General features: G+C 62.2%; 20 protein-coding genes and 3 pseudogenes. 8 read left to right on the top strand and 15 right to left on the bottom strand.

Features of this window, described 5'->3' with window-relative positions; translation table 11 throughout:
- Nucleotides 1-115: 115 nt before the first annotated feature.
- Both ptsP and ACVWZP_RS22355 read right to left on the bottom strand, forming a co-directional pair.
- Entirely contained in the window at nt 116-2,395 is a 2,280-nt protein-coding gene (gene ptsP / locus ACVWZP_RS22360) for a phosphoenolpyruvate--protein phosphotransferase (RefSeq protein ID WP_017845056.1), read from the bottom strand.
- Between the two features lie 22 nt (nt 2,396-2,417).
- Complete coding sequence (locus tag ACVWZP_RS22355) at nt 2,418-2,897, bottom strand: RNA pyrophosphohydrolase (protein WP_026139795.1); 480 nt, start codon at nt 2,895-2,897, stop codon at nt 2,418-2,420.
- Nucleotides 2,898-3,040: 143 nt separating this feature from the next.
- On the opposite strand from ACVWZP_RS22355, the gene ACVWZP_RS22350 reads away from it, so the two are divergent.
- Complete coding sequence (locus ACVWZP_RS22350) at nt 3,041-3,697, top strand: histidinol-phosphatase (protein ID WP_046381729.1); 657 nt, start codon at nt 3,041-3,043, stop codon at nt 3,695-3,697.
- A gap of 111 nt (nt 3,698-3,808) precedes the next feature.
- Here ACVWZP_RS22350 and ACVWZP_RS22345 read toward each other — a convergent pair whose 3' ends face one another.
- Together ACVWZP_RS22345 and ilvA are read right to left on the bottom strand one after the other, a co-directional pair.
- Nucleotides 3,809-4,222 carry a DUF2269 family protein gene (locus ACVWZP_RS22345; protein WP_017845059.1) on the bottom strand — a complete coding sequence of 138 codons (414 nt, stop codon included), beginning with the start codon at nt 4,220-4,222 and terminating at the stop codon, nt 3,809-3,811.
- A gap of 41 nt (nt 4,223-4,263) precedes the next feature.
- Nucleotides 4,264-5,778, bottom strand: a complete 1,515-nt coding sequence (gene ilvA / locus ACVWZP_RS22340) for a threonine ammonia-lyase, biosynthetic (RefSeq protein WP_017845060.1) — start codon at nt 5,776-5,778, stop codon at nt 4,264-4,266.
- A gap of 135 nt (nt 5,779-5,913) precedes the next feature.
- Between ilvA and rpiA the strand changes: the two genes are divergently transcribed.
- On the top strand, nt 5,914-6,585 hold the full coding sequence (gene rpiA, locus ACVWZP_RS22335) for a ribose-5-phosphate isomerase RpiA (RefSeq protein ID WP_017845061.1): 672 nt from the start codon (nt 5,914-5,916) through the stop codon (nt 6,583-6,585).
- Between the two features lie 31 nt (nt 6,586-6,616).
- Here the strand turns inward: rpiA and ACVWZP_RS22330 are convergent, their stop codons facing one another.
- The 4 genes from ACVWZP_RS22330 to ACVWZP_RS22315 form a co-directional block, all read right to left on the bottom strand.
- Complete coding sequence (locus tag ACVWZP_RS22330; protein ID WP_457370162.1) at nt 6,617-7,531, bottom strand: SdiA-regulated domain-containing protein; 915 nt, start codon at nt 7,529-7,531, stop codon at nt 6,617-6,619.
- Between the two features lie 118 nt (nt 7,532-7,649).
- A complete protein-coding gene (locus ACVWZP_RS22325) occupies nt 7,650-8,576 on the bottom strand; it encodes an SdiA-regulated domain-containing protein (protein ID WP_457370161.1) in 927 nt (308 codons plus the stop codon).
- Between the two features lie 171 nt (nt 8,577-8,747).
- Entirely contained in the window at nt 8,748-9,413 is a 666-nt protein-coding gene (locus ACVWZP_RS22320; protein ID WP_017845064.1) for a fumarylacetoacetate hydrolase family protein, read from the bottom strand.
- A gap of 22 nt (nt 9,414-9,435) precedes the next feature.
- On the bottom strand, nt 9,436-10,830 hold the full coding sequence (locus tag ACVWZP_RS22315) for an FAD-binding oxidoreductase (protein ID WP_046381725.1): 1,395 nt from the start codon (nt 10,828-10,830) through the stop codon (nt 9,436-9,438).
- 367 nt (nt 10,831-11,197) lie between these two features.
- Between ACVWZP_RS22315 and serA the strand changes: the two genes are divergently transcribed.
- Complete coding sequence (gene serA / locus ACVWZP_RS22310; protein WP_457370160.1) at nt 11,198-12,427, top strand: phosphoglycerate dehydrogenase; 1,230 nt, start codon at nt 11,198-11,200, stop codon at nt 12,425-12,427.
- A gap of 67 nt (nt 12,428-12,494) precedes the next feature.
- Here the strand turns inward: serA and ACVWZP_RS22305 are convergent, their stop codons facing one another.
- Nucleotides 12,495-12,935, bottom strand: coding sequence for a DUF4399 domain-containing protein (locus tag ACVWZP_RS22305; RefSeq protein ID WP_046381724.1), 441 nt, complete (start codon nt 12,933-12,935; stop codon nt 12,495-12,497).
- A 133-nt stretch (nt 12,936-13,068) separates the two neighbouring features.
- Between ACVWZP_RS22305 and ACVWZP_RS22300 the strand changes: the two genes are divergently transcribed.
- Complete coding sequence (locus ACVWZP_RS22300; protein ID WP_046381723.1) at nt 13,069-13,563, top strand: transporter substrate-binding domain-containing protein; 495 nt, start codon at nt 13,069-13,071, stop codon at nt 13,561-13,563.
- Between the two features lies 1 nt (nt 13,564).
- Here the strand turns inward: ACVWZP_RS22300 and ACVWZP_RS22295 are convergent, their stop codons facing one another.
- Nucleotides 13,565-14,065, bottom strand: a complete 501-nt coding sequence (locus ACVWZP_RS22295) for a DUF523 domain-containing protein (RefSeq protein ID WP_046381722.1) — start codon at nt 14,063-14,065, stop codon at nt 13,565-13,567.
- A gap of 2 nt (nt 14,066-14,067) precedes the next feature.
- Nucleotides 14,068-14,700 carry a 2OG-Fe(II) oxygenase gene (locus tag ACVWZP_RS22290; protein ID WP_057003976.1) on the bottom strand — a complete coding sequence of 211 codons (633 nt, stop codon included), beginning with the start codon at nt 14,698-14,700 and terminating at the stop codon, nt 14,068-14,070.
- 131 nt (nt 14,701-14,831) lie between these two features.
- On the opposite strand from ACVWZP_RS22290, the gene ACVWZP_RS22285 reads away from it, so the two are divergent.
- Entirely contained in the window at nt 14,832-15,584 is a 753-nt protein-coding gene (locus ACVWZP_RS22285) for a DUF2059 domain-containing protein (protein WP_017845071.1), read from the top strand.
- Between the two features lie 104 nt (nt 15,585-15,688).
- Here ACVWZP_RS22285 and bipL read toward each other — a convergent pair whose 3' ends face one another.
- Complete coding sequence (gene bipL / locus ACVWZP_RS22280; protein WP_301555585.1) at nt 15,689-16,630, bottom strand: phospholipase BipL; 942 nt, start codon at nt 16,628-16,630, stop codon at nt 15,689-15,691.
- 111 nt (nt 16,631-16,741) lie between these two features.
- On the opposite strand from bipL, the gene ACVWZP_RS22275 reads away from it, so the two are divergent.
- Nucleotides 16,742-17,317 carry a DUF6436 domain-containing protein gene (locus ACVWZP_RS22275; RefSeq protein WP_046381720.1) on the top strand — a complete coding sequence of 192 codons (576 nt, stop codon included), beginning with the start codon at nt 16,742-16,744 and terminating at the stop codon, nt 17,315-17,317.
- A gap of 31 nt (nt 17,318-17,348) precedes the next feature.
- Nucleotides 17,349-19,705, top strand: a pseudogene (locus ACVWZP_RS22270) (penicillin acylase family protein).
- 54 nt (nt 19,706-19,759) lie between these two features.
- Here ACVWZP_RS22270 and ACVWZP_RS22265 read toward each other — a convergent pair.
- Nucleotides 19,760-20,725 carry a GlxA family transcriptional regulator gene (locus ACVWZP_RS22265; protein ID WP_457370159.1) on the bottom strand — a complete coding sequence of 322 codons (966 nt, stop codon included), beginning with the start codon at nt 20,723-20,725 and terminating at the stop codon, nt 19,760-19,762.
- A 250-nt stretch (nt 20,726-20,975) separates the two neighbouring features.
- On the opposite strand from ACVWZP_RS22265, the gene ACVWZP_RS22260 reads away from it, so the two are divergent.
- Nucleotides 20,976-21,617: an HD domain-containing protein gene (locus ACVWZP_RS22260; RefSeq protein WP_169881785.1), complete on the top strand. Its 642-nt coding sequence runs from the start codon at nt 20,976-20,978 to the stop codon at nt 21,615-21,617.
- Between the two features lie 154 nt (nt 21,618-21,771).
- Here ACVWZP_RS22260 and ACVWZP_RS22255 read toward each other — a convergent pair.
- Both ACVWZP_RS22255 and ACVWZP_RS22250 read right to left on the bottom strand, forming a co-directional pair.
- A pseudogene (locus ACVWZP_RS22255) lies at nt 21,772-21,900 on the bottom strand (putrescine ABC transporter permease PotI); the annotation flags it as partial.
- Between the two features lie 188 nt (nt 21,901-22,088).
- Nucleotides 22,089-22,190: pseudogene (locus ACVWZP_RS22250) on the bottom strand (putrescine ABC transporter permease PotI); the annotation flags it as partial.
- Nucleotides 22,191-22,344: the final 154 nt, after the last annotated feature.

Genomic DNA, 22,344 nt, shown 5'->3' with positions numbered 1-22,344 from the left:
GGGCTTGCCCCCGATTAGGGTGTATCAGCCAAAAGTGTGCTGACTGACACTCCGTAATCGGGGGCAAGTCGAATCGTCGCACCGCCCCTCCCACATTTTTGATCGGCGCCAGGTTTTAAAGGGTTTTGGCAGAGGCCGGGTTGATCATCCGCGTCAACCCCAGGTTCTTCAGCGCCAGTTGCAGCGAGCTGTGGATAACTTGCGGGTTGTCGATGGTCATCAGCTCGGCCAGCAGTTCCTTGGCCATGCTCAGGTTGACCTGGCGCAGCAGCCACTTCACCTTCGGCAAGTTGGTGGCGTTCATCGACAGGCTGTCAAAGCCCATCGCCATCAACAGCACCGCTGCCGCCGGATCGCCGGCCATTTCCCCGCAGATGCTCACCGGCTTGCCTTCGGCATGGGCGTCGCGCACCACATGTTGCAGCGCTTGCAGCACCGCCGGGTGCAGGTAGTCGTAGAGGTCGGCCACCCGTGGGTTATTGCGGTCCACGGCCAGCAGGTATTGGGTCAGGTCGTTGGAGCCCACGGACAGGAAGTCGACCTGCCGCGCCAGTTCCTTGGCCTGGTACACCGCCGCCGGAATTTCGATCATCACGCCGATCGGCGGCATCGGTACGTCGGCGCCTTCGTCGCGCACCTCGCCCCAGGCGCGGTGGATCAGGTGCAGGGCTTCTTCCAGCTCATGGGTGCCGGAGATCATCGGCAGCAGGATGCGCAGGTTGTTCAGGCCCTCGCTGGCCTTGAGCATGGCGCGGGTTTGTACGAGGAAAATTTCCGGGTGGTCGAGGGTGACGCGAATCCCGCGCCAGCCGAGGAAGGGGTTGTCTTCCTTGATCGGGAAATACGACAGTGACTTATCGCCGCCAATGTCCAGGCTGCGCATCGTCACCGGCAACGGATGGAAGGCGGACAGTTGCTCGCGATAAATCGCCAGCTGCTCCTTCTCGCTCGGAAAGCGCTGGTTGATCATGAACGGCACTTCGGTGCGGTACAGCCCCACCCCTTCGGCGCCGCGTTGTTGCGCGCGGGCCACATCGGCGAGCAGGCCGGTGTTGACCAGCAGCGGCACGCGATGCCCGTCGAGGGTCACGCAGGGCAGTTCGCGCAAGGCGTCGAGGCCCTGGGACAGCTGGCGTTCCTCTTCCACCACCTCGGCGTACTGCTTGCGCATCACTTCGCTGGGGTTGGTGAACACCTCGCCACGGTTGCCGTCGACGATCATTTCGATGCCGTCGACCTTGGAATACGGCAGGTCCACCAGGCCCATCACCGTCGGAATACCCATGGCCCGGGCCAGGATCGCGACGTGGGAGTTGCCCGAACCGAGCACCGAGATCAGGCCCACCAGTTTGCCTTCCGGCACTTCGCCGAGCATGGTGGCGGTCAGTTCTTCACTGATCAGGATGGTGTTGTCGGGGTAGACCAGGTTGGTGGAACGGTCTTCCTGCAAGTAAGCGAGCAGACGGCGACCGAGGTCGCGCACATCCGAGGCGCGCTCGCGCAGGTAGGCGTCGTCCATCAATTCGAAACGGTTGACGTGATCGGAGACCACCTGGCGCAGCGCGCCCTGGGCCCACTGGCCGGTCTTGATCACGTTTTTGACTTCGCTGCCCAGCGACGCGTCATCCAGCATCATCTGGTACACCTCGAACAGCGCTCGCTCTTCGGGGCGCAGTTGGGTGGCGAGCTTGTTCGACAGGTTGCGCATGTCGGCGCGCACGCCTTCCAGGGCGGTCTTGAACAGTTTGATTTCGGCGTCGATGTCGCTGACGGTCTTGTCCGGCACCACATCGAGGTCGGCCGGCGGCAACATGACCACGGCCGTACCGACGGCCGCACCTGGCGAGCCCGGTACGCCGACGAACTTGGCTTCCTGGATGCCCTTGCCCTGGCGCCCCAGGCCGCGAATCGAGCCGGTGGCTTCGGCATGGGCGATCACCCCGGCCAATTGCGCGCTCATGGTCACGAGGAAGGCTTCTTCGCCTTCGTCGAACTGGCGGCGTTCTTTCTGCTGGATGACCAACACGCCGACAACGCGGCGGTGGTGAATGATCGGCGCGCCGAGGAACGAGGCGTAGCGCTCTTCGCCGGTTTCGGCAAAGTAGCGATAACGCGGGTGATCAGCCGCGTTTTCAAGGTTCAGGGGTTCTTCACGCGTCCCTACCAAGCCCACCAGACCTTCATTGGGCGCCATGCTGACCTTGCCGATGGAGCGCTTGTTCAAGCCCTCGGTCGCCATCAGCACAAAACGGTTGGTCTCGGGGTCCAGCAGGTAAACCGAGCAGACCTGGCTGCCCATGGCTTCCTTGACGCGCAACACAATAATCCCCAACGCCGCCTTGAGATCCTTGGCGGAGTTAACTTCCTGGACGATCTTGCGCAGCGTATTGAGCATGGCTCGGGGTCGAACTCCGTCGTCAGTCGCGCGTTAAAAGGCGCGGGGCAAGCTCTTTGAGAGCGCGACGATAAACCTCGCGCTTGAATGTCACCACCTGGCCCAACGGATACCAATAACTGACCCAACGCCAGCCATCGAACTCCGGTTTACCGGTCAAATCCATCCGCACCCGCTGCTCGTTGGAGATCAGGCGCAGGAGAAACCATTTCTGCTTCTGGCCGATACACAGCGGTTGGCTGTGGGTACGCACCAGGCGTTGCGGCAAACGATAACGCAACCAGCCACGGGTACAGGCCAAAATTTGCACATCTTCGCGCTCAAGGCCGACTTCTTCGTTCAACTCGCGGTACAAGGCGTCTTCAGGGGTTTCGTCAGGGTTGATCCCACCTTGAGGAAACTGCCAGGCATCTTGGTTGATTCGGCGAGCCCATAGGACCTGTCCGGAATCATTCGTAAGAATAATCCCGACATTAGGACGGAAACCATCGGGGTCGATCACGGCAACAACCTCGCAAACGCATGTCGTCGCATTGTTCCACAAAGGTTGTTCCAGCGGCAACGAGGCTTCTTAGCTTATGTGCAGTCTTGTGAAAAGACCGTATTCTGGACGCCTTTTTACAGACTTTTCAGCGGGTAACTGTAATGCGCCTGGCTTTATTCGACTTGGACAACACGCTTCTGGGGGGTGACAGCGATCACGCCTGGGGCGATTACCTCTGTGAACGCGGATTTCTCGACCCGGTGACCTACAAGGCACGCAACGACGAATTCTATCAGGACTACCTGGCCGGCCAGCTGGATAACGCGGCCTACCTGAATTTTTGCCTGGAAATCCTCGGCCGCACCGAAATGGCCCAATTGGAGGCATGGCACAACGACTACATGCGCGACTGCATCGAGCCGATCATGCTGCCGCAGGCATTTGAACTGCTGGCCAAGCACCGCGCCGCTGGCGACAAGCTGGTGATCATCACCGCGACCAACCGCTTCGTCACCGCGCCAATTGCCGCACGCCTGGGCGTAGACGCCCTGATCGCCACCGAATGCGAGATGGAAGACGGCCGCTACACCGGGCGCAGCACCGATGTGCCGTGCTTTCGCGAAGGCAAGGTGACGCGCCTGAACCGTTGGCTGGAAGAAACCGGGCACAGCCTGGAAGACAGCTACTTCTACAGCGATTCGATGAATGACTTGCCGCTGCTGGAGCAGGTGACGTATCCGATCGCGGTAGACCCGGACCCGAATCTGCGGGCTGAGGCCGAGAAGCGGGGCTGGCCGGTGATTACGCTGCGGAGCTGATGGCCCTATCGGGGGCAAGCCCCCTCCCACATTTAACTGCATTTCAACGGATGTACGCGGTTAAATGTGGGAGGGAGCTTGCTCCCGATGCAGACAACTCGGTCCCAAGCCTTAAACCGGCTTGGCCCCCATCAACCCCGCAATCGCCACAAACCCCACCAGGCTGACCACCGCCAATGCCAAGGTGAAATTCAGGCTACCGCCCTCGCCCTTGCGCAAGCGATTGAGCCGCGCCACCAGCCAGAACCAGCACAGCGCCGCGACGGTGTAGAGCAGGCTGGAACCCAGGATCCAGGTCTGCCCCAGCGGCCAGCCGACCAGATGCACCAGCCACCAGCCGGTAAACGGCATGCTGATCAGGCAGATCCCCATCAACAACCATACGAACGCCCACGGGCGCTGCACGGTGATCGCCGGGCCGGCGCTGCGTTTGCGCCAGGCCAGCAGCGCCAGGCCGAGGCCGCTGAGCAGCAGCAACACAGTCGCCGCCATGTGGATAACTTTGAGGGTGGTCAGGGTTTCCATGTGTCGTCTTCCTTAAAGGCCGCCCCAATCAGCGTAGTCGCTCAACCGAGGAACAGTTTGTAAGCCGGGTTATCGCTTTCATCCCAGTACGGGTAGCCGATGGCTTCAAGGGCTGCCGATACCAGATGGCGCTCGTCCGCCGGGACTTGCAGGCCGGCGACCACGCGGCCGTCGGCTGCGCCGTGGTTGCGATAGTGGAACATCGAGATGTTCCAGCGCCCGCCTAATTTGTTAAGAAAGTTGAACAAGGCGCCCGGCCGCTCCGGGAATTCGAAGCGAAACACCACTTCATCGCTGACCTTCGCCGCGTGCCCGCCAACCATGTGGCGGATGTGCAACTTGGCCAGTTCGTTCTCGGTCAGGTCGAGCACCGGGAAACCCTGGCTGGTCAGGCTGGCGATCAATGCGCTGCGCGGATCGTTTTCCGGATGGGTCTGCACGCCGACGAAAATGTGCGCCTCGCGGCCGGAGTGGTAGCGATAGTTGAATTCGGTGATCTGGCGCTTGCCCACGGCCTCGCAAAACGCCTTGAAGCTGCCCGGCTTCTCGGGGATGGTCACGGCGATGATAGCTTCGCGGCCTTCACCCAGCTCGGCGCGCTCGGCCACATGGCGCAGGCGGTCGAAGTTGACGTTGGCGCCGGAGTCGATGGCCACCAGGGTTTGCCCGGTGACGCCACGGCTCTCGACATATTTCTTGATGCCCGCCACACCCAGGGCGCCCGCTGGCTCGGTGATGGAGCGGGTGTCGTCATAGATGTCCTTGATCGCCGCACAGATTTCATCGGTGCTGACGGTGATCACTTCGTCCACATAGTCTTTGCAGATGTCGAAGGTGTACTGGCCGATCTGCGCCACCGCCACGCCATCGGCAAAAATCCCCACGGTCGGCAGCACCACGCGCTCGCCGGCGGCCATGGCGGCCTGCAGGCAGTTGGAGTCGTCCGGCTCGACGCCGATGATCTTGATCTCCGGACGCAGGTATTTCACATACGCCGCGATACCGGCGATCAGCCCACCGCCGCCGACCGGCACGAAGATCGCGTCCAGCGGCCCAGGGTGCTGGCGCAGGATCTCCATCGCCACGGTCCCCTGCCCGGCAATGGTGTGCGGGTCGTCGTAGGGGTGAATGTAGACGTAGCCTTTTTCGTCGACCAGTTTCAGCGAGTAGGCCAGGGCTTCCGGGAACGAATCACCGTGCAGCACCACTTTGCCACCACGGGAACGCACGCCTTCGACCTTGATTTCCGGGGTGGTCTTGGGCATCACAATAGTGGCCTTGACCCCCAGCACCTTGGCCGCCAGGGCCAGGCCCTGGGCATGGTTGCCCGCCGAAGCGGTGACCACGCCGCGCGCGCGCTCATCGGCCGTCAACTGGGTCAGCTTGTTGTACGCGCCGCGAATCTTGAACGAGAACACCGGCTGCAGGTCTTCCCGCTTGAGCAAGACCTTGTTGCCCAGCCGCTCGGAGAGCTGGCGGGCGGCCTGCAACGGGGTTTCTATGGCAACGTCGTAAACGCGCGAGGTGAGGATCTTTTTGACGTACTGTTCAAGCATCGGCAGGCATCACTGGGCGGAGTGGGCAGGGTCGACGAGTCTAACTCAGCGTTTGGCCGGGCGACCACACGAATCCAAAGGTTTTGATGGGTTATACTCGCGCCCTCTCTACTCCCCGCCCGTTCCGGAGCCCGCATGACCCAGGATCAACTCAAACAGGCAGTGGCCCAGGCCGCCGTCGATTTAATCCTTCCTAAACTCGATGACAAGAGCATCGTCGGCGTCGGCACCGGCTCCACTGCCAACTGCTTCATCGATGCGCTGGCCAAGCACAAGGGCGCGTTCGATGGCGCCGTGGCCAGTTCCGAAGCCACCGCCGCGCGCCTCAAGGGCCATGGCATTCCGGTGTACGAGCTCAATACCGTCAGCGACCTGGAGTTCTACGTCGACGGCGCCGATGAAAGCGACGCGCACCTGAACCTGATCAAGGGCGGTGGCGCGGCCCTGACCCGCGAGAAGATCGTCGCGGCCGTGGCCAAGACCTTTATCTGCATCGCCGACGCCAGCAAACTGGTGCCGGTACTCGGCGCCTTCCCGCTGCCGGTGGAAGTGATCCCGATGGCCCGCAGCCACGTGGCCCGCGAGCTGGTGAAGCTGGGCGGCGACCCGGTGTACCGCGAAGGCGTGTTGACCGACAACGGCAACATCATCCTCGACGTGTACAACATGCAGATCACCAACCCGGTGGAGCTTGAGACGCAGATCAACGCCATCGTCGGCGTGGTCACCAACGGCCTGTTCGCCGCACGCCCGGCTGACGTGCTGCTGCTGGGCACCGCGGAAGGCGTGAAAACCCTCAAGGCCTGACGCACAACCGAATGTGGGGTCGGCGGTGTGTTCAGGATTCTGGTTTCTTGAACACGTAGAACAGGTTCGGCTCGCTGACCAGGTACAACGTACCCGCGTCATCCATGGCGATCCCTTCGGCCTGCGGCACCCGCGCATTCAGGCCATGGCGCCCGTTAAGCAGCGACAAACTGCTTAACGGGCGACCGTCGATATCCAGCTCCAACACCAGGAACGACTCATCCGACAGCGCCAGTAAATGGCCGCTGCGTTCGTCGTATTGCAGGCTCGACAGGTCGCGCACGAACAGCCCGGCATCGCGTTTGGGGTTGTTGATGACGTGGACCGAGTAGGTTTTTTCCGGTTTGAAATGGGGAAACCCGTGAACCTCATAGATCACCATCGGGTCGCGTTCCTTCGCCACGAACAGGCGCTTGCCCACCGAGTCGTAGGCAAGCCCTTCAAACCCCTTGTTGCCCCCCACATGCACACCCAGGGTCATCTGCTCCGCGTCGGCGGCGTCGAGAAACTGCGTATCGTCATCCACATGCACCTTGATCAGGCGCTGTTGGCGCTCATCGCTGATGACATAGATGTTGTCGCTGATAAATTCCACGGCCTCGGCATCCCCGAAGCCGACCAGGGGAATCCGTCGCAGAATCTTGCCAGCGAGAGACAGTTCGACCAGCTCGGCGTTTTTGTTGGTGACGGTAAACAGGCTTTTACGCACCGGGTCGTAGGTCAGCGCGGAGACGTCGTCTTCCAGGCCTTCGATCACCTGGCCCTCGACGCTGACCCGGTAATCCGCCAGGCCAATGGCGCGTTCGTCAACAGGCTGGCCCCACACCTGCCAATTGAACCAGGCCCGTTCGAACAGACGAAACTGTTGTGCGACAACGCCCGCGCCCATCAAGGCGATCAGCACCAGTATGAAAAAAGCCGGTTTGGGGCGGGCAAGTCGACGCATCGGGCGGGCTCAAAGTCAAAAATGGCGAATGAATATCACGCCCGCCTGAATTTAAACTTAAACGCGTCCGGTGTGTGGCGTATGCCGCGGATAGAGAAATATCCGACGTAATCGGTTGTTATTTCTGTTTTTCGAAACGATAGAACAGGTTCGGCTCACTGACCATGTAGAGGTTGCCGTTCTCGTCCAGGGTCACGCCTTCGGCACGCGAGATCGTGTTCTTGAGGCCGTTGAAGCCGCCGAGCAAGGTCATGAAGCTGACTGGCTCGCCCTTTTCATCCAGTTCCAGCAGCAGGTGGGACTCGGCCGACAGCGCCAGCAGGTGCCCGGTGCGCAGATCGATGGCCAACGCCGAGAGGTTGCGCATGTCGAGCTTTGTATTGGCGAGCTTTTGCTTGTCACCGACCAGGGTCTGGCTGCCGTCGCTTTTCCAGGTGAACAGCGCCGGCGGGCGTTCTTCGCCGAGCACGAACTGCTGGTTGCGCTTGTCCCAGGTGACGCCTTCAAAGGCTTTGTTCTGGTCTTTGGACGGGCCCAGGTCGTAACTCGGGAAGTCGGCCTTGTTCAACGCCGTGGTGCTGGCGTCGACCTTGACGATGGTCAGGCTGTGCTGGCGCTCATCGACCACGGCCATCAGGCCGTTTTCCATCACCGTCACACCTTCCGGGTTGTTCCAACCGTTAAGGGGCATCTTGCGCAGCACATCGCCTTGCAGGGTCAACTCGACGAGGAATGGATTTTTGCCCATGACGGAAAACAGGGTTTTCGTCTGCGGGTTGTAGGACAGGTCCGAGGCCTCGTCCTTCTCCATACCGGGCAGCCGCTTGGCGTCGATGACGGCGCGGTAATCCGGGAGCCACACGCTCGCTTGGCGTTTGGCCGGGCTTTCAAAACGCTCCACGACCCACAACACACCGCGGTCGTCCCAATGCATGGCCCAGGCAACGCCATACACGATCGCCCCAACCAGAAGCAGCCAGGAATACCAGCGCAGAGCAAAACGAGAGCGTGGCTTGGAGGTAAAGGTAGGCAGGGACACGGCCATTGGGCGCTTTTTCCGGAAAGTCAGCGTTAGGTGAAAGCACAGGAATAACCGGCCCGCGCGCTAGAGGCTGAAGATTATCCGGATGGGGTGTGAAAAAAATGCAAACAACCGAAACGGGTGCGGGACCTGTGGCGAGCGAGCTTGTTCGCTCGCCACAGGGTTGTGCCGAAATTAGCGAACGCTGCTTTCGAAGCGGGTCACACCGGACAGTTCCAGCACCAGCTTGTCACCGACATTCAACGGCCCAACGCCAGCGGGGGTGCCGGTGAGGATCACGTCGCCGGCCTGCAGCGAGAAGCAGCCGGCCATGTACTGGATCATCGGGATGATCGGGTTGAGCATGGCCGCGCTGTTGCCATTCTGGCGCACTTCGCCGTTGATGCTCAGGCGAATGCCGATATCGGTCAGGTCCGGGAAGGTGCTGCCGACCACGAACGGCGCGATCACCGCCGCGCCGTCGAAGGACTTGGCGATTTCCCACGGCAAGCCCTTGGCTTTCAACTCGGCCTGCTTGTCGCGCAGGGTCAGGTCCAGGGCCGGGGCGAAACCGGAGATGGCATCGAGCACTTCTTCGCGGCTGGGCTTGGTCGACAGGGGTTTGCCGATCAGCACCGCAATTTCCGCTTCGTAATGCACCGAACCACGTTCGGTGGGAATGCTGAAACCGCCTTCCAGCGCCACAACGCAGCTGCCCGGCTTGATGAACAGCAACGGCTCGGTCGGTACCGGGTTATCCAGTTCCTTGGCATGTTCGGCGTAGTTGCGCCCAATACACACCACTTTACCCACCGGGAAGTGGATGTTGGTGCCGTCGACATACTTGTGCTGGTAGCTCATGGAACGACTCCTTCAGGGGCGGTTAAACAGCGAAGATCTTGCCGGGGTTCATGATCCCGTTCGGGTCAAACACCGCTTTCACGGCCTTCATGTATTCGATTTCAACCGGCGAGCGGCTGTAGGTCAGGTAGTCGCGCTTGGTCATGCCCACGCCGTGTTCGGCGGAGATCGAGCCGTTGTACTTCGCCACGGTTTCGAACACCCACTTGTTCACGGTGGCGCACTTGGCGAAGAACTCATCCTTGCTCAGGTTTTCCGGCTTGAGGATGTTCAGGTGCAGGTTGCCGTCGCCGATATGGCCGAACCAGACGATTTCGAAGTCGGGGTAGTGTTCGCCGACGATCGCGTCAATTTCCTTCAAAAATGCCGGCACTTTCGACACCGTGACCGAAATGTCGTTCTTGTACGGCGTCCAGTGGGAAATGGTCTCGGAGATGTACTCGCGCAGTTTCCACAGGTTGTGCAGCTGGGTTTCGCTCTGGCTCATCACGCCGTCCAGCACCCAGCCCTGCTCGACGCAGTGCTCGAAGGTTTCCAGGGCGTGGTTGGCGACTTCTTCGGTGGTGGCTTCGAATTCCAGCAGTGCGTAGAACGGGCACTCGGTCTCGAACGGCGCCGGCACGTCACCACGGCCGAGGACTTTGGCCAGGGCCTTGTCAGAGAAAAACTCGAAAGCGGTCAGGTCCAGCTTGCTTTGGAATGCGTGCAACACCGGCATGATCGCGTCGAAGTCGGTGGTGCCGAGCACCATCGCGGTGAGGTTTTTTGGCGCACGGTCCAGGCGCATGGTGGCTTCCACGACAAAACCCAGGGTGCCTTCGGCGCCGATGAACAGCTGGCGCATGTCGTAGCCGGTGGCGTTCTTGATCAGGTCGCGGTTCAGTTCCAGCACGTCGCCTTTGCCGGTGACGACCTTCATGCCGGCGACCCAGTTACGGGTCATACCGTAGCGAATGACCTTGATCCCGCCGGCATTGGTGCCGATATTGCCGCCAATCTGGCTCGAACCGGACGAAGCGAAGTCCACCGGGTAGTACAGGCCGTGCTCTTCGGCGACGTTCTGCAATTGCTTGGTGACCACGCCCGGCTGGCACTTGGCAGTGCGGTCGGTGAGGTTCACCTCGAGGATCTGGTTCATATAGTCGAACGAGACGACCACTTCACCATTGGCCGCAACGGCGGCAGCCGACAGGCCGGTACGCCCACCGGACGGCACCAGCGCGACCTTGTGCTCATTGGCCCAGCGCACGATGGCCTGCACCTGTTCAACCGTCTTGGGGAATACGATGGCAGTCGGGGCCGGGGCGAAGTGCTTGGTCCAATCCTTGCCGTAAGCCTCCAGGGAGTCGGCGTCGGTCAGCACTTTGCCGGGCTCAACCAGGGTCTTTAGCTCATCAATCAGGGCAGGATGGGTCATCGACAGAACTCTCGAACAATTCATGGTCATCCTGAGAACGCTTCACGTCGCAGGAATAGGTGTTTAGCGGGGCGCGTATGCTAGCATACCGCCCCCGTAGGACAGAGCCCAAGGGCGTTCTGCGGTGACGGCTTTCCTGCCGTCCGGGTCAGCTCTGTGCCCTGATTTACCAATACGTTTCTGTTTGACGAGTGGCTGTTGTCGTCAGGCAAGGCGCCGCGACGACTCATAGCTCTGGCTACGGGGAGGAGCGGCAACGCAGCATGACGGCAACAGACGCCGTCAAACGGGAACAGTATTGGTGAATCAGGACACATCCGGCGATCCGATTCCCTGCCATTTTTCTCCGGGATACAGGTTTACGCAGATGAGCAAGACTTCTCTCGATAAGAGCAAGATCAAGTTCCTTCTTCTGGAAGGCGTCCACCCATCGGCTGTCGAAGTTCTGAAAGCCGCCGGGTATACCAGCATTGAGTACATCACCAGTTCTCTGCCGGAAGCCCAGCTCAAGGAAAAGATCGCCGACGCGCACTTCATCGGCATTCGCTCCCGCACTCAACTGACCGAAGAGGTCTTCGATCACGCCAAGAAACTCGTGGCGGTCGGCTGTTTCTGCATCGGCACCAACCAGGTCGACCTTAACGCAGCGCGCGAGCGCGGCATCGCGGTGTTCAACGCACCGTACTCCAACACCCGTTCCGTCGCGGAGCTGGTGCTGGCCGAGGCCATCCTGCTGCTGCGCGGCATTCCGGAGAAGAATGCCTCCTGCCACCGTGGCGGCTGGATCAAGAGCGCAGCCAACTCCTTCGAAATCCGCGGCAAGAAGCTGGGGATCATCGGTTACGGTTCGATCGGCACTCAACTGTCGGTCCTGGCCGAAAGCCTGGGCATGCAGGTGTTCTTCTACGACACCCTGACCAAGCTGCCACTGGGTAACGCCACGCAAGTGTCGAGCCTGACCGAGCTGCTGGGCATGTCCGACATCATCACCCTGCACGTGCCGGAAACCGCTGAGACCCAGTGGATGATCGGCGAGAAGGAAATCCGCGCGATCAAGAAAGGCGGCATCCTGATCAACGCCGCCCGCGGCACCGTGGTCGAGTTGGACGCCCTGGCCGACGCGATCAAGGACAAGCACCTGATCGGCGCCGCCATCGACGTGTTCCCGGTGGAGCCACGCTCCAACGACGACATCTTCGAAAGCCCGCTGCGTGGCCTGGACAACGTGATCCTGACCCCGCACATCGGCGGCTCCACCGCTGAAGCCCAGGCCAACATTGGCCTGGAAGTCTCGGAAAAACTGGTCAAGTACAGCGACAACGGTACGTCGGTGTCCTCGGTCAACTTCCCGGAAGTGGCCCTGCCGGCTCACCCTGGCAAGCACCGTCTGCTGCACATCCACCAGAACATCCCGGGTGTGATGATGGAGATCAACAAGGTCTTCGCGGAAAACGGCATCAACATTTCCGGTCAGTTCCTGCAGACCAACGAGAAGGTCGGCTACGTGGTGATCGACGTCGACGCCGAGTACTCGGACCTGGCGCAACAGAAGCTGCAACACATCAACGGCACGATTCGTTGCCGCGTGTTGTTCTAACGCTTCAAACGCCCTACGAAAAATGGGAGGCCCGCAAGGGTCTCCCATTTTTTTGTCTGAACAAATCTTACTTGACGTTAACCGTGATCACTTTCGACGCTACAGTCGGGTTGAACTGCATGTGCAGTTTATCGCCGGCGACCAGTTGCAAGGTGTGCTTGCCAGGGGTCAGGGTCAGCTCGGTTTCGGTCTGGGCCTTGCCGAAGTGGATTACGCTGTCGGTGGCCGGGATCGGCACGCTGGCGTCGGGCAGCGCCTTCTGGTCGACCAGCAGGTGATGGTGGCCGGTGCCTGGGGTCTGGTCGGTGGCCGGGGCCAGTTTCAGACCTTCCATGCCGAACTTGACGGTGAAGGTTTTATCGACGGTGGCGCCGTCTTTCGGCGAAACGATAAACACTTTGGCATTTTCAGGTGGCGCGCTGCGAGGGATGCCGTCTGCGGCGGTCACCAACATCGAAGCACCCAATAGTACGCCGGCAATCGTTACACGAGACAAAAGGGCTTTCATTCGCTTCTCCACTTTTCTATGAAATTTGTAGGGTTATGACAACTTAGCGACTAATTGCTGTCCAAGGCACTCAACACCATAACAAAGCGATGCTGAACCGCGCCTCGCACATTCGAATTATTTAGGAGTGACCATGCGCTTTTCGCCTGGCCTGTTACTGCTGCTTCCTCTGATGAGCCCCTTGGCTCACGCCGAATTGATCGATGATGTGTTTGACCGCGGTGAACTGCGCATCGCCCTCGAGGCCAATACCCCGCCCTTCAACTTCAAGGACGGCGAGAAACTCACCGGTTTTGAAGTGGAACTCGGTGAACAACTGGCCAAAGAGATGGATGTGCGCCCCTCGTTCATCACCACCGACGACAGCGACATGCTGCCCGGCGTGGCAAGCGGCAAGTACGACGTGGCCATCAACCATATCGCTATGACTGCCGAGTTGCAGGATCAGTTCGATTTCAGTGAGCCTTATCGCGACAAGCCGGCGCTGGCCATTCCGTTCCAGAAGGGCAACCCGGCGTTCAAGGCGAGCCTGGACAATGCGCTGCAACGGGTGAAAGCCGATGGCCGGTTGAAGGCGCTGGGGCAGAAGTGGCTCGAAAGCGACACGGCGGAAGTCAAAGCACAGTAAATCAAAATGTGGGAGGGCTTGGGAGACGGGCCAGGGCTTGCGCCGCCTCAAGCAACTCCAACTCACTGAACACCCACACCCCATGGCGCTTGAGCAGCGCCGCCGTGACACCCTCGCCGCTCACCTTCACACCGCTGAAAGTGCCGTCATAGGTCAGCACATTGCCACAGGACGGGCTATTGGCCTTGAGCACGGCGATACGGATATTGTGGCGCTGCACCAGCGCCAACGCCTGGCGGGCGCCGTCGAGGAAGGCGGCGCTGAAGTCCTCGCCCGCGGCGGTCAGCACCTGGGCGCGGCCCTCCCACACGTCGATACCCTGCCCGCCCGGAATCTCGGCGGAAGGCCTGGGCGTGGGCAAACCGCCCGCCACTTCCGGGCAGATCGCAACCACGCGGCCTTCGGCCTGCCATACCGCCAGTTGATCGAACGGCCCGCTGGCGCCGCCGTCGTAGCGCACTTTGTGCCCGAGCAGGCAGCGGCTGACGAGAATTTTTTCCATGCTTAAAACGGCTCGTTACCGCGCCGACGAAACCAGCCGGTCAGCGACAGGCGCTCGCGGGTAGCAGGCAGCACTTCGTGGGGCACTTCGCCGGACAGGAACACCACCAGGCAACCTCCGCTGGGCACCACGTCGAGTTCGACGCCGTCCTTGAGGTACATGCGCAACTGGCCGCCGTGTTCCGGCAGCCACTCGTCGTTCAAGTAGATCACCGCCGAGACCGTGCGCCGGTCGTCGTCGCGAAACCGGTCCAGGTGCCTGAGGTAAAACGCCCCCGGCGGGTACATCGCGAAATGGCTTTCGAAATCTTCCAGGCCGAGGAACAAGCTGCGGTTTATCGCCAGGCGCAGGCTGTCCATCACCGTCATATAGCGGTCGCAGACGACGGCGTCGCCCTCCTCCAGCCACTGGATATGGTCGCCACGAATACCCTCGCGAATCTCCTGGGCCGGCCCGCGCCCGACCGCCGCCGGGGCCAGCTCACCTTCAGCCGCACGTTTACGGCACTCAGCCGCCAGTTCCAGGGTCAGAGCCTGGGGCAGGAAGCCGTTTTGCTGCGACCAGCCCTTTTCGGCCAGGTCGTCGACAATGCGTTGCAGCAATGGGTGATCGTGGGATATTTGCATGGCGCGCATAGTATCCATACGCCTGTGAATCCGACAGAGCCGCTGAGCGTCTGAACGCACTTTAGTCAGGTGACTGATAGGACTTCTCGACAAATCCTACGCCCGACACGGACAATAGTGGCCGACTGACAGGAGTCCATATGCGTCGTTTGTTTTTTTCCTTGCTGATGTTCTGCGTTTTGCCCGCTTGGGCAGACGGCCATGACCAGTTGTACAAGGTCGCCGGCTGGGCCGAACAACGCGCGCATTTCAATGACGCCCTCAGTGCCGCCCAGCAACGCTACCGCAACAGCCTGCCGCCGGCGGTGTACCAGGCGCTGGTCGACAACAGCAACAAGCGCTTCGCCGCCCAGGCCGTGGACCGGCGCGCCGAAGCCCAGCTGCGCAAGCACCTGGCGGACCCGGCACCGGCCCTGGCGTTTTTCCAGTCGCCACTGGGGCGCAAGATTGTCGCTGCCGAACTGCTGGCCACCCGCCGCGACCAGCTGGCAAAAAATGCCCAAGGCCTGCCGCACATCGAAGCCGACGCCACCCGCAGCCTGATCATCGGCCACCTGGCCCAGGCCCTGCCCGCCCGCGAAGCCGGCGCCGAAGTCAGCTTGGCGATCGCCGGCGTGGCGGCCGACAGCTTGAGCCAGATGATCCCCGGCCTGTTGGGCGGCGGCCAGGCCCAGGGCATGCTGGATGGACAACGCGAACGGCTGATGCAACAGATCGGCAATGACCTGAACAACACGTTGCTGTACGTCTATCGGGATTTGTCCGACCCGGAACTGGAAGAATTCGCTACGTTTGCCGAGTCACCGCAGGGGAAGGCGTATTACCAGGCGGCGCTTGCGGCCGTGCGCGCAGGGCTGGCGGTCGGTCAAAGCACCTCAAGCCTGGCGCAGTAGGAAATGTGGGAGGGGGCTTGCCCCCGATAGCGGTGGGTCAGTATCAGATGTGCTGACTGACACCCTGCTATCGGGGGCAAGCCCCCTCCCACATTTGTACCGCGTTATTTCAGGTGGTCGGTGAGGTACTTGAAGTATTCCTGGCGGATCTCCGGGATCTCATTGGCCAAGTGATGCCGGCCGCGCTTGAGCATCAACACCTCAGGCTGATCGAACTTGCCCCGCAGCACCTGCAGGTTGTGCTGCCAATCCACCGTCATATCCTCTTCGCCCTGCACAATCAGCGGCCGCCGCGGGCTGCGCGGTGCGGCTTCGATTTGCCTGACCCAGCGCGCCAGTGCCCCGACCCAGGCGGTCGGCAATTGGCGCGGCTGCAAGGGGTCGGCTTCGAGGAACGGCTTGAAGGCCGGGTCATTGGTGTTTTCGCTGAACCGTCGGGCGATGCCTTTGACGAACGGCCGCAGCAGGTAATAGCTGACCTGCGACCAGCCCCACCCACGCGGACGCACCAGGGGTGAAAGCAGAAAAGTCTTACCCTGGGCCGGGCTGTCGGCGCCATGGTTGAGCAAGTGATCCACCACCACCGCGCCGCCGGTGCTTTGCCCGAACAGATGCCAGGGCCGTGGCAGGTGCAGCGCTTCGGCCTGGGCGAACAGCGCCTGCACCACGTCCTGGTACACCGCAAAATCATCGATACTGGCCCGCGCGCCGCTGGACAAGCCATGGCCCGGCAGGTCGCAGGCGATCACCACGAAACCCTGGTCCAGTGCCCAGTCGACGACGTGGCGGTACAGCCCCATATGGTCGTAGAACCCGTGGAACATGAACATCGTCGCCACCGGCACCGGCGGCCACCACACCTGGGCGACCACCGCGAACCCATCGACCTCGAACCGGCCAAGGCGGCTCACCGCCGGCACCTGGCGCGCGCGCAGGTCCAGCCCATAGAAGCGCTGATAGACCCGCGCCTCGGCGCTGAGCGGCTGCGCATCCACCAGGGGCCGCAAGCTGTCGCGCAGGTGATCGGGGTCAAAGGTGACGGGCATAAGAGGTTCCAGACTTGGGGCTTCACGCGCTGCGCAGAGGAATATCGAGCTGCGATATTCATCTGTCGGGGCAAGCATGGCAAGCTACGCGTCCTTCGAGGATTGATCTGAATGCGACAGCCCTACCGCACCACCCTGTTCGCCAGCCTGCTGCTGATCCTCTGCGCCGGCGTGTTATGGGCGGCGTATGACTGGTTCCAAGGCCGCTACCTGCGTGCCTTCAGCGAACACACGGCGGTGTTTTCCGGCGACGCGCTGCGCCTGCCCGACGACCTCGCCGGCCCCGGCCCGATCCGCCTCGTGCATTTCTGGGACCCGGCCTGCCCGTGCAACGTCGGCAACCAGCAGCACCTCGGCGAATTGATCGAGCACTACGCGCCCCAGGGCGTCGAGTTCTACGCCCTGCAGAAACCCGGCAGCCACGGCCAGTTGCCCGACAACCTGCGCCAGATGAAAATCCTCAGCAGCCTGCCCGGCGCCGATCAGATACCCGCGACCCCGGCCGTGGCGATCTGGGACCGCAGCGGCAAGCTCGCGTATTTCGGGCCCTACAGCGAAGGGCTGACGTGCAACGCCAGCAACAGTTTTATCGAGCCGATCCTCAAGGCCCTTGCAGCAGGCCGCGCAGTGAATGCCACTCACACCCTGGCGGTGGGCTGCTATTGTTCGTGGCCAACCGGTTCGTAGCCCGTCGCCCCACTCTTGGTAAGGAATGTTCATGAAGCGCCTCTTGCAGGTTCTCGCGGTGCTGCTGGCGCTGGTCGCCGTCGGTGCCGGCTGGTACGTCTACAGCAAGCAACCCACCCGCCAGGGCGCCGTGACGCTGGCGAACCTGCAAGGTTCGGTCACGGTGCGCTACGACGAGCGTGGCGTGCCGCATATCCGTGCCGAGAACGAGACCGACCTGTACCGCGCCCTGGGCTACGTGCATGCCCAGGACCGGCTGTTCCAGATGGAAATCATGCGACGCCTGGCGCGCGGCGAATTGGCCGAAGTGCTCGGCCCCAAGCTGCTGGACACCGACAAACTGTTCCGCAGCCTGCGCATTCGCGAGCGCTCCGCCACTTATGTGGCGCAGTTGGACCACGAATCGGCGCACTGGAAGGCCCTGCAAGCCTATCTGGACGGGATCAACCAGTATCAGGACAACCACGCCAGCCCGATGGAGTTCGATGTGCTGGGCATCCCCAAGCGGCCGTTTACCGCCGAGGACACCATCAGCGTCGCCGGGTATATGGCCTACAGCTTTGCTGCGGCGTTTCGTACCGAGCCATTGCTGACCTATGTACGCGACCAATTGGGCAGCGATTACCTGAACGTGTTCGACCTCGCCTGGCAACCCAAGGGCGCGCTCAACCTGGCCGCCAGCGACTGGCAAAACCTCGGCGCCATCGCGGCCCTGAGTGAACAGGCCCTGGCCGACAACGGCTTGCCGCAGTTCGAAGGCAGCAACGCCTGGGCGATCAGCGGCAGCCGCACCCAGAGCGGCAAGCCGTTGCTGGCGGGTGTGACCCGCATATCCGCTTCTCAGTGCCGTCGGTGTGGTACGAGGCGCAGCTGTCGGCGCCGGGCTTTGAGTTGTACGGCTATCACAACGCGCTGGTGCCGGTGGCGTTCCTGGGGCACAACCTGGATTTCGGCTGGAGCCTGACCATGTTCCAGAACGACGACCTCGACCTGATCGCCGAGCAGGTCAATCCGGACAACGCCAACCAGGTCTGGTACCACGGCCAATGGGTCGACATGACCCGCAGCGAGCAACAGATCGCGGTCAAGGGCCAGGCACCGGTCACCTTGACCCTGCGTCAATCGCCCCACGGCCCGATCATCAATGACGTGCTCGGCGAGAACGCCGGCAAGACGCCGATCGCGATGTGGTGGGCGTTCCTCGACACCCAGAACCCGATCCTCGAAGGGTTCTACCAGCTCAACCGCGCCGACACCCTGGCCAAGGCCCGTGCCGCGGCGGCCAAGGTGTCGGCGCCGGGGCTGAACATTGTGTGGGCGAATGCCCAGGGCGATATCGGCTGGTGGGCGGCGGCGCAGTTGCCGATCCGCCCGGCCGGCGTCAACCCCGGGTTTATCCTCGACGGCAGCACGGCCCAGGCCGACAAGCTGGGCTTCTACCCGTTCAGCGCCAACCCCCAGGAAGAAAACCCGGCGCGTGGCTATGTGGTGTCGGCCAATGCACAGCCGGTGTCGCCCAGCGGCATGGAGATCCCCGGCTATTACAACCTGGCCGACCGTGGCCAGCAGTTGAACGCGCAGTTGAGCGACAAGCGCGTGAAGTGGGACGTGAACAACAGCCAGGCCCTGCAACTGGGCACCACCACCGCCTTCGGCCCGCGCCTGCTGGCACCGCTGTTGCCGGTGCTGCGCGAGGTGGTCAAAGACCCGGCGCAGTTGCAGCTGGTGGAGCAACTGGCGGCCTGGAAAGGCGATTATCCGCTGGACTCCACCAGCGCCACGCTGTTCAACCAGTTCCTGTTCAACCTGGCTGACGCGGCCTTCCACCCGAAACTCGGCGACGCCATGTTCAAGACCCTGCTCAGCACGCGGGTGATCGATGCGGCGTTGCCCCGCCTGGCCGCGAGCCCGGATTCGCCCTGGTGGAACGGCAAGCGTGCCGACACCGTCAAGCTCGCCTGGGACAACAGCCTCGCGCACCTCAAGGCGACCTTCGGCGATGACCCGGGCCAATGGCAGTGGGGCAAGGCCCATACGCTGACCCACGGCCACCCGCTGGGCTCGCAGAAACCGCTGGACCGGCTCGTCAACGTCGGCCCCTTCCCCGCGCCGGGCAGCCACGAAGTGCCGAACAACCAGTCAGCCAATATCGGCCCGGCACCATGGCCGGTGACCTACGGCCCGTCGACCCGGCGCCTGATCGACTTCGCCGACGTGCCCCACGCGCTGACCATCAACCCGGTAGGGCAAAGCGGTGTGCCGTTCGACAAGCACTATGGGGACCAGGCGGAAACGTATATCGAGGGCGGCTATGAGCAGGCGCATTTCAGCGACGAGGAAATCACGGCCAATACGCGCGGTACGCTGAAGCTGCTGCCAGCCCGCTGACCGCCTGGAACGCGGTCAAAATGTGGGAGGGGGCTTGTATCTGCGGTGTTGCCCCTACACCGGCGCGGCGAAGTTGAGCCGGAACTGTTGCGGCGTCACCCCCAGTCGGCGGTTGAACACGCTGCGCATGTGCTGGGCATCGCGAAACCCGCATTGATAGGCCACGGTCTTGAGCGGTGCGCGGCTGCTTTCGAGCATCACCCGCGCCGCATCCACCCGCGCCCGCTCGACGAACTCCGCCGGGGTGATCCGCGCTTCACGGGCGAACACCCGGGAGAAGTTGCGCGCACTCATATTGGCCGCGTTGGCCAGGTCCGCGATGGTCAGATCGCCGGTCAGGTTCGCCAGCACATACACTTGCACCAGCGCCACCGCCGAAGTGGTTTCGGCGTGGGGCGTGAGGAACGGGCTGAACTGCGACTGCCCGCCCGCACGCTGGGTGAACACCACCAAGCGCTTGGCCACGCTCAACGCCACTTCCGGCCCGTGATCCTGGGCCAGCAGGTACAGCGACAGGTCGATCCCCGCCGTGACCCCGGCCGAGGTGTAGAGGTTGCCGTCCTGCCTGTAGAGACGGTCGGCCTCGACCCGGGCGCTGGGGCACAACCGCGCCAGGTCGGCGGCATCGCCCCAATGGGTGGTGACGGTTTTCCCGTCGAGCAGGCCGGCGCGGGCCAGTATGAAAGCGCCGTTGCAAATCGAACCGAAGCGCTGCGCCCGCGCCGCGGCCCCGCGCAGCCAATCATCGAAGTGCGCGCCGAATTCCTCGAAAGGCAGCTGCGGCCCGCCGGCGACCAGAAGCAGGTCATAGGCTTGCAACGCTTCGCGGTAATGCCGATGGGCCTGCAACGACAGGCCGTTGGAACAGGCCATATTGCCGTGGTCCAGGCCGATCACGTCCAACTGGTACTGGTCGTCGGGCAACAGGAAACGGTTCGCTTCGCAGAACACATCCAGCGGGCCGGTCACGTCCAGTGACTGGACGCCGGGGAAAATCAGAATGCCGACGGTCTTGCTCATGAACAGGCACACCTTTACCTAACCGGATAAACACAGAACCCTTGTGGGAGGGGGCAAACGCCCTTCCACCTTTGGATTTTCGCAGGCTTCAAGGGCGATATCGCCAGCTACACCCTAGCCGACTTTCACTTGGCACGATGTAGCAGCACATTGGCCGACATCGCACCCTCGCTGCGATAGCCCCTTCCCCGGCGCGCGACCAGACTGGCTGCCTCGGCGCCACCCTGGCGCTTTCTTGCGGAGAACGACCATGAGCACCAGCATCGCCGGCATCAAGATCCCGGACAGCGCCCTGGCCAGGGCCACCACCGACTACATCCGCGATATCGAATCCGACCTGCTCTACCACCACTCGCGCCGGGTGTTTCTGTTCGGCGCGTTGAGCGGTGAGCGCAAGCAACTGACCTATAACCCGGAGCTGCTCTACGTCGGCGCGATGTTCCATGACCTGGGCCTGGTCGAAGGCCATCGCAGCGACGACCAGCGTTTCGAAGTCGACGGCGCCAACGCGGCGGCGGACTTCCTCAAGCCGCATGGGCTGAGCGATGACGACATCGAACAGGTGTGGCTGTCCATCGCACTGCACACCACGCCGGGCGTGCCACAGCATCTGCGGCCGACCGTGGCGCTGGTCACCGCCGGCGTCGAGATGGACGTGCTGGGCATGGACTACGCCGCATTTACCCCCGTGCAGCGCGAAGCCGTGGTGCATGCACATCCACGCGGTGAAGGGTTCAAGGAATGCATCATCTGCGCGTTCGCCGACGGCTTGCGCCATCGCCCGCAGACCACGTTCGGCAACGTGAAGACCGATGTGCTGGTGGATCAGGAGCCGGGGTTCAAGCCGATGAACTTTGTCGAGGTGATTCGCCAGTCGCCGTGGACGGCCTGATCAACCTGGAATGCGGTCAAAATGTGGGAGGGGGCTTGCCCCCGATAGCAGTGGATCAGTCACAGCTTCAGTGACTGACACTCTGCTATCGGGGGCAAGCCCCCTTCCCACATTTGCACCGTGTCGGCCATTAGACCGGCGCAGGCGCCCGACGCTTGTCCGGCTGCTGCCAGCCATCGGCGGCCGCTTCTTCGATCGACAGGTCCAGCTCGCGCAAGCGCGCCGACACCACCACCGCCACATACGCCGCGCAGAACGTGGTGTGGGTGATCCAGATGTGGACGGCCTGATCAACCTGGAATGCGGTCAAAATGTGGGAGGGGGCTTGCCCCCGATAGCAGTGGATCAGTCACAGCTTCAGTGACTGACACTCTGCTATCGGGGGCAAGCCCCCTCCCACATTTGCACCGTGTCGGCCATTAGACCGGCGCAGGCGCCCGACGCTTGTCCGGCTGCTGCCAGCCATCGGCTGGCCGCTTCTTCGATCGACAGGTCCAGCTCGCGCAAGCGCGCCGACACCACCACCGCCACATACGCCGCGCAGAACGTGGTGTGGGTGATCCAGATGTGGACGGCCTGATCAACCTGGAATGCGGTCAAAATGTGAGAGGGGGCTTGCCCCCGATGGCGGTGGATCAGTCACAGCTTCAGTGACTGACACTCTGCTATCGGGGGCAAGCCCCCTCCCACATTTGCACCGTGTCGGCCATTAGACCGGCGCAGGCGC

The organism is Pseudomonas sp. TE36184 (assembly GCF_054060055.1).
Note: the sequence above shows the minus strand (reverse complement) of the source record. Positions and strands in the feature narration are given on the sequence as shown.